This window comes from Arenibacterium sp. CAU 1754 (genome assembly GCF_054482635.1).
Genome location: NZ_JBTLRG010000001.1, coordinates 1,109,590 through 1,123,976 on the forward strand (window position 1 = coordinate 1,109,590; position 14,387 = coordinate 1,123,976).

Consider the following 14,387-nt stretch of genomic DNA (forward strand, 5'->3'; position numbering starts at 1 on the left):
AAACCTGAATGGATACACGTGCATCGGGGCTCCCTTTGTGCGTTCACAGTTTAGCAGGAGGCACCAAATGGCAGACGCAGCCATTCATGGTCACGAGCATGAGAACCAGCGCGGTTTCTTCACCCGCTGGTTCATGTCCACCAACCATAAAGACATCGGTATTCTGTATTTGATCGTTTCGGCCTTTGTCGGCCTGATCTCGGTCGCGTTTACGGTTTACATGCGGCTTGAGCTGATGGAACCAGGCGTTCAGTACATGTGCCTGGAAGGCGCGCGCATGTTCGCCGATTCTGCGGCAGAATGTACGCCCAACGGGCACCTTTGGAACGTTCTGATCACCGGCCACGGCATCCTGATGATGTTCTTCGTGGTTATTCCGGCCCTCTTTGGCGGATTTGGCAACTATTTCATGCCGTTGCAGATCGGCGCGCCGGACATGGCGTTCCCGCGGATGAACAACCTGTCGTTCTGGATGTATGTTGCCGGCACCACGCTGGCGGTATGTTCCGTGCTGTCGCCCGGTGGCAATGGCCAGCTGGGCTCCGGTGTGGGCTGGGTTCTCTACCCGCCGCTGTCGGTCAACGAAGGCGGCATGTCGATGGATCTGGCGATTTTCGCGGTCCACGTTTCGGGTGCTTCTTCGATCCTAGGCGCGATCAACATGATCACCACCTTCTTGAACATGCGTGCCCCGGGCATGACCCTGTTCAAGGTACCGCTGTTCTCGTGGTCGATCTTTGTCACCGCATGGCTGATTCTGCTGTCGCTGCCGGTTCTGGCGGGCGCGATCACCATGCTGCTGATGGACCGCAACTTTGGCTTTACCTTCTTTGATCCTGCCGGTGGCGGTGACCCGGTCCTGTACCAGCACATCCTGTGGTTCTTTGGCCACCCGGAAGTGTACATCATCATCCTGCCCGGTTTTGGTATCATCAGCCACGTGATCGCCACCTTCAGCCGCAAACCGGTGTTCGGCTACCTGCCGATGGTCTGGGCCATCATCGCGATTGGTGCTCTGGGCTTTGTCGTGTGGGCGCACCATATGTACACGGTCGGCATGACGCTGAACCAGCAGGCTTACTTTATGCTGGCCACGATGGTTATCGCGGTGCCTACAGGCGTGAAAGTGTTCAGCTGGATTGCCACCATGTGGGGCGGGTCGATCGAACTCAAGACCCCGATGCTGTGGGCCTTTGGCTTCCTGTTCCTGTTCACCGTTGGCGGTGTGACCGGGATCGTTCTCAGCCAGGCTGCCGTGGACCGGTACTATCACGACACCTACTATGTGGTTGCGCACTTCCACTATGTGATGAGCCTGGGTGCCGTGTTCGCGATCTTTGCAGGTATCTATTTCTACCTGCCCAAGATGAGCGGCCGCATGTACCCCGAGTGGGCAGGCAAGCTGCACTTCTGGACAATGTTCATCGGTGCGAACCTGACCTTCTTCCCGCAGCACTTCCTGGGTCGTCAGGGCATGCCGCGCCGTTACATCGACTATCCCGAGGCATTCGCCTACTGGAACCAGTGGTCGAGCTGGGGCGCGTTCCTGTCCTTTGCGTCCTTCGTGTTCTTCTTTGGCGTGATGTTCTACACCCTGCGTAAGGGCGCGCGCGTCACCGAGAACAACCCGTGGAACGAGTATGCCGACACGCTGGAGTGGACCCTGCCCTCTCCGCCGCCCGAGCACACGTTCGAAATCCTGCCCAAGCAGGAAGAATGGGACAAGGGCCACGCGCACTAAGCGCGGGAGCTGAACGAAACAGGCAGAGGGCTCCGACAGATGTCGGGGCCCTTTGTTTTTGGAACCGGAAAAGACATGACTATCGTTGCCCTGTCCCTGATTGTCCTGATCGGCCTGCCGCTTGCGGCTCAGTTGTTTGCCGGGCGTGTACACCTGCTTTACTGGAGCGGGGCAGCGGCCTTGTTTCTGGTCAACCTGATCACTCTGGTGCCGGGCGCCCGGATGGGCCATCGCTCGATCATGCTGTCCCAGGCGGATGGCGCGGGCGGGTTTCACACCACGCGCTATGTTCTGTCACAGGGGTATTTCTCGACCAGCATGGACATCGGTCTTTTTTGTCTGGGCCTGATCGTTCTGGCCCTGCAGAAACGGGGGGCGTTGTATTACCCGCGTATGACACAGGCGGTGTTTTGGGGATTCTATGTGGCGGCGGTCATTCCGCAGCTTGGTGTCTACACCTTGATGCGACGTGGAGAGGCACTGCACCGGTTCACCGAATTTGCCGGAAAGCTCGCGCAATATGAAAAGATCAGCGCCTTTTCCCTTGTGCTTATATACCTCAGCATGATCGTTTTTGTCGCGCTGCTGGTCTTGTCGCTGTTGCGCCGTTTCAATCTGAAAAACTGATCTTATATTTACGCTATGCCTTACGAATGGTCCCCGAGTTCCGACCCCGATCAAACGCTGACCCTCTGGCCGCACCAGTCGCTGCCGCCCAAGGGGTTCGTGGCCTTTATCGGTGTCACCTTTGCTCTGATCGTGCTGCCGTTGTTCCCGCTTTTGGGGACGGTTCTTTTGTGGGGGCTTTTGCCGTTCCTGATGCTGGCGGTGGCCGGCATGTGGTTTGCGCTGTCACGCAACCGGCGCAATGCACAAATCCTTGAGGTTCTGACGTTGACCGAGGAACACGCGCATCTGGTCCGTCACAACCCCAAGGGCGGCACGCAGGAATGGGATTGCAACCGGTACTGGGCCACGCCCGAGATGCATGACAAGGACGGCCCCGTGCCCCACTATGTCACGCTGCGCGGTGGCGGGCGCGAGGTTGAGATCGGGGCATTTCTGTCCGAGGACGAGCGGATCGAACTTTACAATGACCTGCTCCGCAATCTGCGGCGCTGATCGCCCCGGACCAGTCGTCAGCCCGAGCAGAGCTGATTCTTGACCATCGGGCCGACTTTGCCGAAATCCATCTGACCGGTGTATTTGCTTTTGAGCGCGGCCATGACCTTGCCCATGTCGCGGATCGAGTCGGCGCCGGTCGTTTCGACCGCGACGCGCACGGCTTCGGCGATTTCGTCGTCGTCCAGCTGACGCGGCAGGAATTCCTCGATCACACCGATTTCTTCGCGTTCGCGTTCGGCCAGATCAAGGCGCCCGCCCTCTTCATAGGCACGGGCGCTTTCCTGGCGCTGTTTGGTCATTTTCCCAAGGATGGCAAGGACCTGTGCGTCGCTGACGCCGGTGTCTTCACCGCCATCGCCCCGTGCGGCAATGTCCTGATCCTTGATCGCTGCATTGATCAGGCGCAGAGTCGACAAACGCGTTGTCGCCTTGTCCCGCATTGCCTGTTTCAGGGCCGCATTGACCCGTGCGCGCATATCCATTTCTTCGTTCCATCCCCATGGATCGTCCAGTCCCCGACAATACCCAATGAAAATGCCCGGCACAACCGTTACCGGCGCGGCATCTGCACGGGAATTCCGGGACGCGGACAGCGGCTCTTCTGTGGCCTTGACCCCGCCTGTCTGCGCTCTTAGAAACCAGTGAATTTGCCCCACAGGAGAGTCGCGCCATGCCCGCCGCAGCCCAGCCCAAGCCCACCGCATGTCTGGCCCTGGCGGACGGAACATTGTTTTACGGCACCGGCTTTGGCGCCACGGGTCAGACCGTGGCCGAACTGTGTTTCAACACCGCCATGACCGGATATCAGGAGATCATGACAGACCCGTCCTATGCCGGGCAGATCGTGACCTTTACCTTTCCCCATGTGGGCAATGTGGGCGTGAACCCGGATGACGATGAAACCGGAGATCCGGTGGCCGAGGGTATGGTCGTCAAATGGGACCCGACCACGCCCAGCAACTGGCGCAGCGCCGAGTCGCTCAAGGAATGGCTGACCCGGCGCGGCCGGATTGCCATTGGCGGTGTCGATACCCGGCGCCTGACCCGCGCGATCCGCCAGCAGGGCGCGCCGCATGTGGCGCTGGCCCATGACCCCGAGGGCAATTTCGATGTAGCGGCCCTTGTCGCGGCAGCGCGTGATTTTGCCGGGCTTGAGGGTATGGACTTGGCCAAGGACGTGACCTGCGCGCAATCCTACCACTGGAATGAAATGCGGTGGGCCTGGCCGCAGGGCTATACCACCCAGACCAACCCCAAGCACAAGGTCGTCGCCGTGGATTACGGCGCCAAGCGCAACATCCTGCGCTGCCTTGCCAGCGCGGGCTGCGACGTGACCGTTCTGCCCGCTACCGCCACCGCCGAAGAGGTGCTGGCCCACAAGCCCGATGGCGTGTTCCTGTCCAACGGCCCCGGCGATCCGGCGGCGACAGGGGTCTATGCGGTCCCCATGATTCAAAAAGTCCTGGAGCAGACGGACATCCCGGTGTTCGGCATCTGCCTCGGGCACCAGATCCTGGCGCTGGCGCTGGGGGCCAAGACGGTCAAGATGAACCACGGTCACCATGGCGCCAACCATCCGGTCAAGGACCTGGAAACCGGCAAGGTTGAAATCACCTCGATGAACCACGGGTTTGCCGTGGATGCACAATCCCTGCCGGACGGTGTGGTTGAAACCCACCGGTCGCTGTTTGACGGATCGAACTGCGGAATCCGCATGGCCGATCGCCCGGTCTATTCGGTCCAGCACCACCCCGAGGCCAGCCCCGGCCCGCAGGACAGTTTCTACCTGTTCGAACGGTTCGCCGATGCGATGGCGGCCAGAACCCCGGCCTGAGCAGATGTGCCACGCCCCGGGGCGTGGTCTGTCACGGTTAACCTTGTCTTAACCATAGCGGCGCAAGTCTGACGCAAGTTATTGTGTTGGAAGGCGAAATGGAATTGCAATCGCTCCGGCTGGTTGAACCGCACCGGGATGCCCCTGCCCTACCCCGGCACCGGCCTCTGGGCCGCATGCTGGTGGAACGCGGCGCCATCACGCCCGATCAACTGGTCCGGGCGCTGCACCTTCAAATGCGCCTGGGCGCGCCACTGGGCGAAATCCTGATGGCCGAAGGCTGGGCCGACCGCGACATCATTCTGGACACGCTGGCCACACAGCACGCAATTGAGCGCGCCGATCTGATTAACACGCCGCCCGACCCTGCCCTGTCGGCCCGCCTGCCCCATGACATCTGGCTGACACATCGGGTGGTGCCGTGGCGGCGCGTCGGCGACACCATTCTGGTCGCCACCGCCCGGCCAGACCGGTTCGCCGAGGTGGCCACACACCTGCACGACCGGTTCGCGACCGTCACTCCGGTTCTGGCCCCCGAAGAGCAGATCATGGCGGTCCTTGCCCAACAATACGCAGAGCCCTTGGCCCGCGGGGCAGGCAACCGGGTCCCGCTGGAGTTCAGCTGCCGGTCGTGGCAATCCGCGCCGCCCCTTGTCCTGCCGATGTTGCTGCTGGTCTGTCTTGTCGCCCTGCTGGCGGCCCCGGTGGTCGCCTTTGGTGTGCTGAGCCTGGTGGCGATTGTCACGCTGTCGATGTTTGCAGTGCTGCGATTGACGGCCTTTGCCTCCAGTGTGGCCAACAACCGTCTGCTCACCGCCCCGCAGGCACCATTCGCGCCCGGGGAACAGGATCGCAGATTGCCAAAGGTGTCGGTTCTGGTGCCGCTGTTCCGCGAAAAGGAAATCGCCAATGCGCTGGTAACTCGGCTGGGGCGGCTGACTTACCCCAAGGCCCTGCTGGATGTGATCCTTGTGCTTGAGGAACATGACACGCTGACACGCGACACCCTGGCGGCCACCCAATTGCCCCCATGGATGCGGGTGATCGAGGTGCCTGCCCATGGCGACCTGACCACCAAACCGCGCGCGATGAACTATGCGCTGGATTTCTGCGCAGGGGAAATCATCGGCGTCTGGGATGCCGAGGATGCCCCGGCCCCCGATCAAATCGAACGCGTGGTCGAACGCTTTGCCCATGTCGACAAGGATGTGGTCTGCCTGCAGGGCATTCTTGATTACTACAACCCGCGCAGCAATTGGATCGCGCGCTGTTTCACCATCGAATATTCCAGTTGGTTCCGGGTGATCCTGCCGGGCATTGCCAAGTTGGGGCTGGTGGTGCCGCTAGGCGGCACGACCCTGTTTTTCAAACGTGACAAGCTTGACGAACTGGGCGGGTGGGATGCCCATAACGTGACCGAAGATGCCGATCTGGGCATGCGGCTGTGCCGCGCCGGGTACCGGACAGAGATGATCAACACCGTCACCCACGAAGAGGCAAATTGCCGCCTGTGGCCCTGGGTCAAGCAACGCTCGCGCTGGCTCAAGGGGTTCATGGTGACCTATCTGGTGCACATGCGCCGCCCGCGCGCCTTGCTGCGCGATCTGGGTCTGTGGCGGTTCCTCAGCTTTCAGGCGTTTTTCATCGGCACGCTCAGCCAGTTCTTGCTGGCCCCGGTTTTATGGTCCTTCTGGCTGATCCTGTCGGGGTTGCCCCATCCGGTGCAAACACTGGTGCCGGTACCCGTCGTTCTGGGGATTGGTGCCCTGTTCGTGCTGACCGAGGCATTGTCGATGGTCGTGGGCGCGCTGGCCGTGTCACGCCCCGAACGGCGGTTCCTGATCCCGTGGGTCCTGACCCTGCCGCTCTATTTTCCGCTGGGCACGCTGGCGGCCTATAAGGCGCTCTATGAACTTGTGGTCAAACCGTTCTACTGGGACAAGACCCAGCATGGGCACCACAGCCCGGCAGACCCCGCCACCCCCTGATCAGGCGTTATGTTCGCGCTGGTTGGCGTCCTGTTTCAGACGGGTCATGAAGGCGACCGAAATATGATCCTGCAGCGCCTTTTCGGCGCCGTCCTCATCGCGGGCCGCAATGGCATCGACGATGGCCTTGTGTTCGCCCTGTGCAATTTCTCCGCGCCCCTGCGCAGCCAGCGACGTGGTCGCCATGAGCGCCATGGTTCGGTGTACGAGATCCAGTTGCTGCACCAGGTACCGATTATGCGAGGCCAAGTGTATTTGCTTGTGAAACCGCCGGTTGGCCCGCGCCAACGCGGCCGGGTCGTTGACCAGCGTGTCATCCGCTTTCACCATTTCACGCAGAACGGTGATTTCCTCTTCATTGGCATGGCGCGCGGCAAGGCGCGCGGCCAGCCCCTCCAATTCACGCCGCACCACGTAAAGCTCGGCCATCTGGTTGTGATCCAGCGACGCCACGATGAGCGAGCGGCCATCCCGCGCCAGAAGCGACTGGGTTTCCAGCCGTTGAAGCGCCTCGCGGATGGGGGTGCGCGACACGCCGAACCGGTCGGCCAGATCGCTTTCCACCAGCCGGTCGCCGGGTTTGTATTCGCCCATGTCGATCGCTTCGAGGATCAGGGAATAGGCGTCGGTCTGGGCGGGTTTGGTATTTGACATCGGCAATCCGGAATGCGTGCGTTCTGCCCTGTCTACAGGGCGGGACGGACTGCGATCAACCCTGCCGTTGAAATGCCCGGTCCCGTGCCCTAGACCAATGGCATGGTCAAAGATGCATTTCATCATGTGGACGCCTGGGTGTTCGATCTGGACAACACCCTTTATCCGCCGCACGCGCGCCTTTTCGATCAGATCGAGGTGCGCATGACGCAATACGTGATGGACGCGCTGGGGGTCGGCCTGGACGAGGCCAACCGCCTGCGCAAGGAATACTGGGCCACCTATGGCACAACGCTGGCCGGGCTGATGCGGGTACATGACGTGGACCCTGCCCCCTATCTGACCGACGTGCATGATATTTCGCTGGACCATCTGGAACAGGATCCCGATCTGGCCGCGCATATCGGCGATCTGCCGGGGCGGCGGATCGTCTATACCAACGGCACCGCACCCTATGCGGAACGGGTGCTGGCCGCGCGCGGCTTATCGGGCCTGTTCGATGCGGTTTATGGCGTCGAACACGCCGGGTTCCGTCCCAAACCCGAACGCGCGGCATTCGAGACCATTTTTGCGCTGGACGGGGTCGCGCCGACCCGGGCCGCGATGTTCGAGGACGATCCGCGCAACCTGGCCGCGCCGCATGATATGGGCATGCGCACCGTGCACGTCGCCCCTGACCCGCACGAGGCCGACCATATCCACCACCACACCGACGATCTGGCGGATTTCCTGAAACAACTGCTTTAGGGCGGACAGCATGTCGCTTGGCCAAAGGGGTGCACGCGCCCTAGGTTGCAGGGTGACGGAGAGCTGAGACATGGCCGACACCTGTGACATTCTGATTTCCGGCGGCGGCATTGCGGGCCTCAGCGCCGCGGCGGTGTTTGGCGATGCCGGGTTTGACGTGATCTGTGTCGATCCCGCCCCGCCCGTGACCGAGCGTGAGGCCGAAGGATCGGACCTGCGTACTACCGCGTTTCTGCAACCGGCGCGCGGGTTGCTGGAAACCTGTGGGCTTTGGGATCGGCTGGCCGGGCATGCAGCCCCCTTGCAGATCATGCGCATCGTCGATGCTGGCGGGGTTGAGCCAGAGTCGCGCGTCGTGCGCGAATTCAATGCCGCCGACATCTCCGAACAGCCCTTTGGCTGGAACCTGCCCAACTGGCTGTTGCGCCGCGAAATGGTGGCGCGGCTGGGCGAGTTGCCGAATGTCGATTTCCGCCCCGGCACGGCCACAACCAGCCTGTTCACCCGCCTGGGTGAGGCGCGCGTGGGGCTCAGCGATGGCAGCCGGGTGCGCACGCGCCTGGTGATTGCCGCCGACGGGCGCAATTCGCCCATGCGCGAAGCCGCCGGGATCGGCGTCACCACCAAACGGTACGGCCAAAAGGCGCTGGCCTTTGCCGTGACCCACCCGATCGCGCATCAGAATGTTTCGACCGAAATCCACCGCAGTGGTGGACCCTTTACCCTTGTCCCCCTGCCCGATTTCGACGGTCAGCCCTCGTCCGCCGTGGTCTGGATGGAACGCGGACCCCGCGCCACAGAGCTGGCCGCGATGGAGACCGATGCCTTAGAGGCAGCGATGAATGAACGGTCCTGCGGCGTGTTGGGTCCGCTTCGCCTTGCCTCGCGCCGGACGCTCTGGCCGATCATCAGCCAGCACGCCGACCGGCTTTCGGGTCAGCGACTGGCCCTGATGGCCGAGGCCGCACATGTGGTGCCCCCCATCGGGGCGCAGGGGCTGAACATGTCGCTGGGCGATTTGCGATGTCTGCTGGATCTGGCCATCGCCCGCCCCGAGGGATTGGGCGATGCGCAGATGCTGGATGCCTATCACAAGGCGCGGATATCGGACATTCGGATGCGGGTGCAGGGCATCGACCTTTTGAACCGCACCTCGATGGCAGAGGCCCAGCCGCTGCGCGATGCGCGGGCGGCGGGGCTGAATGCGCTTTATGCGCTGGCGCCGGTGCGCCATACGCTGATGCAGATGGGTCTGGGCGTGCGCTGATACGGCCCCGTTACAGGACGGTATCGACCACCCGTTTCAGACGTTCAAGCGTCCCCGGCACATCATAAAGCTTGTCCAAACCGAACAGACCGATGCGGAAGGTGCGGAAATCCTCGGGCTCGTCGCATTGCAGCGGCACGCCGGCCGCGATCTGCATGCCTTTGGCGGCAAAGCGTTTGCCGGTCTGAATGTCGGCGTCGATGGTATAGCTGACCACGACACCCGGCGCGCCGAACCCGTCGGCCGCAACCGAAACAATGCCCTTTTCGCGCAGCATTGCGCGCACACCGTCGCCCAGTTGCCATTGCGCGGTACGCAACCGGTCAAACCCGTATTTGCGAGTTTCCAGCATGGTATCGCGGAAATCGCGCAAGGCATCAGTAGGCATCGTCGCGTGATAGGCGTGGCCGCCATTTTCATAGGCCGCCATGATGTCGCGCCATTTTTTCAGGTCGATGGCAAAGCTGTCGGATGTGGTTTCCTCAAGCCGCTTCAACGCCCGGTCGGACATCATCACAAGGCCGGCAGAGGGTGACGCGCTCCATCCTTTTTGCGGGGCGCTGATCAGAACATCGACACCCGTGGCCTTCATATCGACCCAGACACAGCCCGAAGCGATACAGTCCAGCACCATCAGCGCGCCGACCTCGTGCGCGGCGGCGGCCATTTCGGTGATGTAGTCATCCGGCAGGATGACCCCGGCCGAGGTTTCCACATGCGGTGCAAAGACGATTTCGGGTTTGTGATCGCGGATCGCGGCCACCACATCGGCAATCGGCGCGGGCGCGAAAGGCGCCGGGCTGGAATTGCCGGTCTGGCGGGCCTTCATCACATGGACATCCCCGGTCAGACCACCGGTTTCGATGATCTGACTCCACCGGAAGGAAAACCAGCCATTGCGCACGACCAGCACCCGGGCGCCCCGGGCGAACTGGCGCGCGACCGCCTCCATCCCATAGGTCCCACCACCGGGCACCAGGGCGACGCCATCGGCGTTATACACCTCTTTCAGCATCGAAGAGATATCCCGCATCACCTGCTGAAAGGTTGCGGACATGTGGTTCAGTGAACGGTCGGTGAAAACGACCGAGAATTCTTCCAACCCATCCGGGTCGACCGTATCCAGTAGCGCAGGCATGAGTTCCTCCATTGGCTATCCCACAGTGCTACCCCGGCACGGGGAAATTGGCAAAGCGGCACAATGACATTTTCGCAACAGGGTTCCATGCCGCGAATCAGACACAAATTTTACACTAAACAGCCACAACTTTTACGGGTAGCCTGAAGACTGAGGCAGAAAAAGCAGGTGGGAAAACCCACCGCTGGCAGTAAAAAAAAATGGCAAGTACAACGATCCTGTTGAACGGGTTCTCCATCATTGGGGATCCGCGAACCAACTCGAATGCCAGCAATGGCGGAGAGTTGATGATCCATGACGGCGAAGCCGTTTTCGAAAGCAACGACATCATCGTGTTGTTGGCCGAAAACGCCGATCCTGACGGATCGCTGAACGAAGACAGTATAATCACGGGGATGATCGTCTATGACAACGCCTCGGATTACTACAATGACATTCCTCTCTACACCTATACGACCGATCCGGGCGACGAAGTCGATGTGTCCGACGGGCGCAATTTCATGGGTGACACCTATCTGCAGATCGACGCAAGCCCGCTGACGTCAACCGATCCGGGTGCACCGGTTCTGGGCGATATGACCATCGCGGCCGGCATCGACATTCTGACCATTCTGGAAAACACCAACGGGCCGCTTGAGGTTGCCAAATTCCAGAACATCGATCTGGACAACGATGGTATCATCGACGTCGGCGGCGACGGGCAGTTTTCATCGGATGTGAGCCTGCTGGCCGTGGTCTGTTTCGCGCGCGGCACCCTGATCGAGACCCCGGCAGGGCCCCGCCCGGTTGAATCGCTCAAGGAAGGCACGATCGTCAACACGCTGGACAATGGACCCCAGCCGCTGCGCTGGATCGGGTCGCGGCGCATCGATGCCTCGGGCGAGCATGCTCCGATCTGTTTTCAGCGCGGCGCGATGGACAATGTCCGCGACCTGCTGGTTTCTCCGAACCACCGGATGCTGGTGCGCGGCGCGCAGGCCGAATTGCTGTTCGGCCTGAATGAAGTTCTGGTGGCTGCCAAACATCTGGTCAACGACACCACCATCCGCCCCGTGCCGATGCGCGAGATCGAGTATTTTCATTTCATGACCGATCAGCACGACATCGTCTTTGCCGAAGCCTGCCCCTCCGAAACCCTGTATCCAGGCCAACAGTCGCTGGCCATCGTCACGGATGAGGAACGCGAAGAGATCACGGCGCTGTTTCCCGAACTGGAATTGTCGGATTACTCGGCCCAGCTGATCCGCCCGGAACTGTCGAAATACGAAGCTTATGCAATGGTGCGCCGCACCGCATAAAGCGATCCACACTTTCGGTAGACGTGCGATTATTCGCGGTGCGCATCCACCAAATCCAGAAATTCAGACACCCGTGCCAGCGCGCTGCGTTTTGCAGATGCGGCGCTACTTCCTTTGGATATGCCTCTGAACGCAAACACGCGGGCGGGCGTACGCGCCAAATCATTGTTTTAGATGCCAAATTACCGCACCCCAACTTGGGCCAGGTTGAACATTCTGCGCCAAATCTGCTGCGATCCGACTAAGTGAGCGCAAAAGTATCGGATCAGGTACAGGCGGATAGCCCCACCAGATCGACGTTTCTTTCTCGGATATCAAAAGGCCAATCCGAATCCCTTCGGACAGGTTTGACCCGGCACCTGTCGCGCACGTGGGTCATCGACCCCACGAAAAGCGGCCTGAACGCCGCGCAAGTTATGAAGGAAACGAACCATGGCAACGGCAACTTTTGCGGTCACAGGTTCCGATGTTGTAGAAGGCGGGACGATCGGCACGAACTCGACAGGCGGGTCGAATGGTCTGGGCGAGGTCACGTTTTCCGGCGGCGCGGCCATTTTCGAAGCGGACGATATTGTCGTCATTGAAGTGGTCGATGTCAGTGCCGATGGCGAAATCGTCAACGGCAGTGCGATTTCAGACATCACCGTCTTTGACACCTATCAGGACTACCTGGATTACGTGAACGGCGGCAGCACCGCCAGCGGCCTGATCAAATACAATTACGAGCCCCAGAACCCCGGCCAGACGGCAACGGTGCAATCGGACATTTCCGGGCTGGGCGACAGCTATGTCCGGTTCAACGCAAATGTCCTGTTGCCTTCGGACGGCGGGCCAACACTGTCCAACACGCTGACCATCGCGCCGGGGACCAACCTGGCCTATGGCGGCGAAGGGTCGGTGACCATCGACCGGGTGCGCGATTTCGACCTTGATTACGACACCGTGATCGACGCGGGCACGAACGAGGAAGGCAACGCGAACTTTTATGTCGGCGACTATGTCGAAATCCTGAACGGCGGGCCTGTCTGCTGGACGGCGGGATCGCAAATCCTGACGGATCGCGGCCCTCGCAATGTGGAAACGCTCAGCTTTGGCGACATGGTGCAGACGCTGGACAAGGGCGATCAGCCGGTACGCTGGATCGGCCGGCGCAGGATGCCCGCACTTGGCAAATACGCCCCGGTCCGGTTCGAAGCGGGCGCAATCGGCAATCCGACAATTTTCGAAGTTTCGCAAAACCACCGTATTCTGCTCTGCGGACCTATGGCCGAACTGCTCTACGGCGAGCATGAGGTTCTGGTGGCGGCGAAACACATGATCAACGATAGTACCATCCACCTGCGGACCGCGGGATGGGTCGAATACGTGCACGTCCTGTTCGATGAGCATCAGATCGTGATGGTGGATGATGTCGCCAGCGAAAGCCTGATGCCCTGCGCCGAGAACATCAAGGACGACTGGGCCGAACCACGCAGCGAATTGCTGGACATCTTCCCCGACCTTGCCGACCTGATTGAGCAGCCGCACCAAAGCGCCCGGATTTGTCTGAATTCATCCGAAGCGCGGGTGTTGCTGGCTAACCCAATGGGCCGGGGCGTCGCTCCTCTGACAACAGGACATTTGCCTCGACCTCACCCGCGCCCGGCAGGGTCATGATCCTACGGCGCAGGACACGTTCGAAATCGGGCAGGTCGCGCGCCACGACCCGCAGGCGATAATCATACAGCCCCAGAACATGTTCGACGGTCTGCACCTCGGGGATGGCGCTGACCGCGCGTTCGAAATCGGCCAGGCTCGCCTGACCTTTACGGGCCAGCTTGACGCCCAGAAACACGGTCACGCCAAATCCAAGCGCCTCGGCGTTCAGGCGCAGGCGCCGTCCTGTGATGATGCAGGCCTCTTCCAGACGTTTGATCCGCCGCCACGTCGCAGGCTGTGACAGGCCAAACCTGCGCCCCAGCGCCCCGGCGCTTTGGGTGACGTCCTGCGCCAGTGCGCGCAACAGGGCGCGGTCGATATCATCCAGCGCGATCATACCGGCAATGCCTCGTTCGATTTGACGCGCGCGATATGCATCAGGGCCTCGATATCGGCGATATGTGGCAGGGTCAGGATGCGGTCGCGGTAAAGCTGCTGGTAGTGGGGCATGTCGCGCGCGATCACCGACAGGCGCACGTCGACGCGGCCCAGAAACGTCTGGATTTCGAGAACCTCGGGCACCTCACGCGCAGCGGCGAGGAATTCGTCAAAAGCGCGCGGCTGGGTCTTGTCCAGCGTAAAGCGCAGCGATACTTCGACCGCATAGCCGAAAGCGGCCCAGTCAATGACCGCCTCCTGCCCGACGATGACGCCGCTGGCCTGCATCTTTTCAAGCCGCCGCCAGCAGGTCGCGGTGGTCACGCCACTCAGATCCGCAAGGTCCGCCGTGGGCAGTGACGGATCCGCCTGCAGGTGGCGCAGAATGCGCCGATCCACATCATCAAGCATGATTTTTGCACATTCCCTTACTATTGCGAATTGCATGAGCACAAATACCAAAATAATCGCACTTCTTGCAATGCCATTCCCTGACAGGACCGTTAAAACCGACCCCAG

14 protein-coding genes are annotated in these 14,387 nt (G+C 61.1%); 9 read left to right on the forward strand and 5 right to left on the reverse strand.

The genetic code is table 11. The annotated features are described in order from the left end of the window. Positions 1 to 67 precede the first annotated feature (67 nt). From ctaD to ACXYMO_RS05390, 3 genes are all read left to right on the forward strand, one after another. Positions 68 to 1,741 (forward strand): cytochrome c oxidase subunit I, encoded by a 1,674-nt coding sequence (gene ctaD / locus ACXYMO_RS05380; RefSeq protein ID WP_458877624.1) that lies wholly within the window; start codon positions 68 to 70, stop codon positions 1,739 to 1,741. A gap of 75 nt (positions 1,742 to 1,816) precedes the next feature. Beyond that, positions 1,817 to 2,368, forward strand: a complete 552-nt coding sequence (locus ACXYMO_RS05385) for a hypothetical protein (protein WP_458877625.1) — start codon at positions 1,817 to 1,819, stop codon at positions 2,366 to 2,368. A 15-nt stretch (positions 2,369 to 2,383) separates the two neighbouring features. Then, a complete protein-coding gene (locus tag ACXYMO_RS05390) occupies positions 2,384 to 2,863 on the forward strand; it encodes a DUF2244 domain-containing protein (protein WP_458877626.1) in 480 nt (159 codons plus the stop codon). A 17-nt stretch (positions 2,864 to 2,880) separates the two neighbouring features. Here the strand turns inward: ACXYMO_RS05390 and ACXYMO_RS05395 are convergent, their stop codons facing one another. Next, entirely contained in the window at positions 2,881 to 3,348 is a 468-nt protein-coding gene (locus ACXYMO_RS05395) for a GatB/YqeY domain-containing protein (RefSeq protein ID WP_458877627.1), read from the reverse strand. 188 nt (positions 3,349 to 3,536) lie between these two features. On the opposite strand from ACXYMO_RS05395, the gene carA reads away from it, so the two are divergent. Next, positions 3,537 to 4,700, forward strand: a complete 1,164-nt coding sequence (gene carA / locus ACXYMO_RS05400; RefSeq protein WP_458877628.1) for a glutamine-hydrolyzing carbamoyl-phosphate synthase small subunit — start codon at positions 3,537 to 3,539, stop codon at positions 4,698 to 4,700. A 98-nt stretch (positions 4,701 to 4,798) separates the two neighbouring features. Further along, the gene (locus ACXYMO_RS05405) at positions 4,799 to 6,688 is read left to right on the forward strand and encodes a glycosyltransferase family 2 protein (RefSeq protein ID WP_458877629.1); all 1,890 of its coding nucleotides are present in this window, start codon (positions 4,799 to 4,801) and stop codon (positions 6,686 to 6,688) included. Here ACXYMO_RS05405 and ACXYMO_RS05410 read toward each other — a convergent pair whose 3' ends face one another. Further along, complete coding sequence (locus ACXYMO_RS05410) at positions 6,689 to 7,342, reverse strand: GntR family transcriptional regulator (protein ID WP_458877630.1); 654 nt, start codon at positions 7,340 to 7,342, stop codon at positions 6,689 to 6,691. 102 nt (positions 7,343 to 7,444) lie between these two features. On the opposite strand from ACXYMO_RS05410, the gene ACXYMO_RS05415 reads away from it, so the two are divergent. Further along, the gene (locus ACXYMO_RS05415) at positions 7,445 to 8,089 is read left to right on the forward strand and encodes a pyrimidine 5'-nucleotidase (RefSeq protein ID WP_458877631.1); all 645 of its coding nucleotides are present in this window, start codon (positions 7,445 to 7,447) and stop codon (positions 8,087 to 8,089) included. Positions 8,090 to 8,159: 70 nt separating this feature from the next. Continuing rightward, entirely contained in the window at positions 8,160 to 9,356 is a 1,197-nt protein-coding gene (locus ACXYMO_RS05420; protein WP_458877632.1) for a UbiH/UbiF family hydroxylase, read from the forward strand. Between the two features lie 10 nt (positions 9,357 to 9,366). Here ACXYMO_RS05420 and ACXYMO_RS05425 read toward each other — a convergent pair whose 3' ends face one another. Further along, entirely contained in the window at positions 9,367 to 10,494 is a 1,128-nt protein-coding gene (locus ACXYMO_RS05425; protein ID WP_458877633.1) for an aminotransferase class V-fold PLP-dependent enzyme, read from the reverse strand. 200 nt (positions 10,495 to 10,694) lie between these two features. Here ACXYMO_RS05425 and ACXYMO_RS05430 point away from each other — a divergent pair, with 200 nt between their 5' ends. Beyond that, positions 10,695 to 11,792, forward strand: coding sequence for a Hint domain-containing protein (locus ACXYMO_RS05430; protein WP_458877634.1), 1,098 nt, complete (start codon positions 10,695 to 10,697; stop codon positions 11,790 to 11,792). A 432-nt stretch (positions 11,793 to 12,224) separates the two neighbouring features. After that, positions 12,225 to 13,448 carry a Hint domain-containing protein gene (locus ACXYMO_RS05435; protein ID WP_458877635.1) on the forward strand — a complete coding sequence of 408 codons (1,224 nt, stop codon included), beginning with the start codon at positions 12,225 to 12,227 and terminating at the stop codon, positions 13,446 to 13,448. Here the strand turns inward: ACXYMO_RS05435 and ACXYMO_RS05440 are convergent. Continuing rightward, positions 13,369 to 13,827, reverse strand: coding sequence for an Lrp/AsnC family transcriptional regulator (locus tag ACXYMO_RS05440; protein WP_458877636.1), 459 nt, complete (start codon positions 13,825 to 13,827; stop codon positions 13,369 to 13,371). The two genes, ACXYMO_RS05435 and ACXYMO_RS05440, sit on opposite strands and share 80 nt — an antisense overlap. Further along, complete coding sequence (locus ACXYMO_RS05445; protein ID WP_458877638.1) at positions 13,824 to 14,279, reverse strand: Lrp/AsnC family transcriptional regulator; 456 nt, start codon at positions 14,277 to 14,279, stop codon at positions 13,824 to 13,826. The genes ACXYMO_RS05440 and ACXYMO_RS05445 overlap by 4 nt, the downstream gene beginning before the upstream one ends. Positions 14,280 to 14,387 lie beyond the last annotated feature (108 nt).

Coding starts and splice junctions, on each gene's coding strand:
- ctaD (WP_458877624.1), top strand. CDS start 68: ATGGCAGACGCAGCCATTCATGGTCACGAGCATGAGAACCAGCGCGGT.
- ACXYMO_RS05385 (WP_458877625.1), top strand. CDS start 1,817: ATGACTATCGTTGCCCTGTCCCTGATTGTCCTGATCGGCCTGCCGCTT.
- ACXYMO_RS05390 (WP_458877626.1), top strand. CDS start 2,384: ATGCCTTACGAATGGTCCCCGAGTTCCGACCCCGATCAAACGCTGACC.
- ACXYMO_RS05395 (WP_458877627.1), bottom strand. CDS start 3,348: ATGGATATGCGCGCACGGGTCAATGCGGCCCTGAAACAGGCAATGCGG.
- carA (WP_458877628.1), top strand. CDS start 3,537: ATGCCCGCCGCAGCCCAGCCCAAGCCCACCGCATGTCTGGCCCTGGCG.
- ACXYMO_RS05405 (WP_458877629.1), top strand. CDS start 4,799: ATGGAATTGCAATCGCTCCGGCTGGTTGAACCGCACCGGGATGCCCCT.
- ACXYMO_RS05410 (WP_458877630.1), bottom strand. CDS start 7,342: ATGTCAAATACCAAACCCGCCCAGACCGACGCCTATTCCCTGATCCTC.
- ACXYMO_RS05415 (WP_458877631.1), top strand. CDS start 7,445: ATGGTCAAAGATGCATTTCATCATGTGGACGCCTGGGTGTTCGATCTG.
- ACXYMO_RS05420 (WP_458877632.1), top strand. CDS start 8,160: ATGGCCGACACCTGTGACATTCTGATTTCCGGCGGCGGCATTGCGGGC.
- ACXYMO_RS05425 (WP_458877633.1), bottom strand. CDS start 10,494: ATGCCTGCGCTACTGGATACGGTCGACCCGGATGGGTTGGAAGAATTC.
- ACXYMO_RS05430 (WP_458877634.1), top strand. CDS start 10,695: ATGGCAAGTACAACGATCCTGTTGAACGGGTTCTCCATCATTGGGGAT.
- ACXYMO_RS05435 (WP_458877635.1), top strand. CDS start 12,225: ATGGCAACGGCAACTTTTGCGGTCACAGGTTCCGATGTTGTAGAAGGC.
- ACXYMO_RS05440 (WP_458877636.1), bottom strand. CDS start 13,827: ATGATCGCGCTGGATGATATCGACCGCGCCCTGTTGCGCGCACTGGCG.
- ACXYMO_RS05445 (WP_458877638.1), bottom strand. CDS start 14,279: ATGCTTGATGATGTGGATCGGCGCATTCTGCGCCACCTGCAGGCGGAT.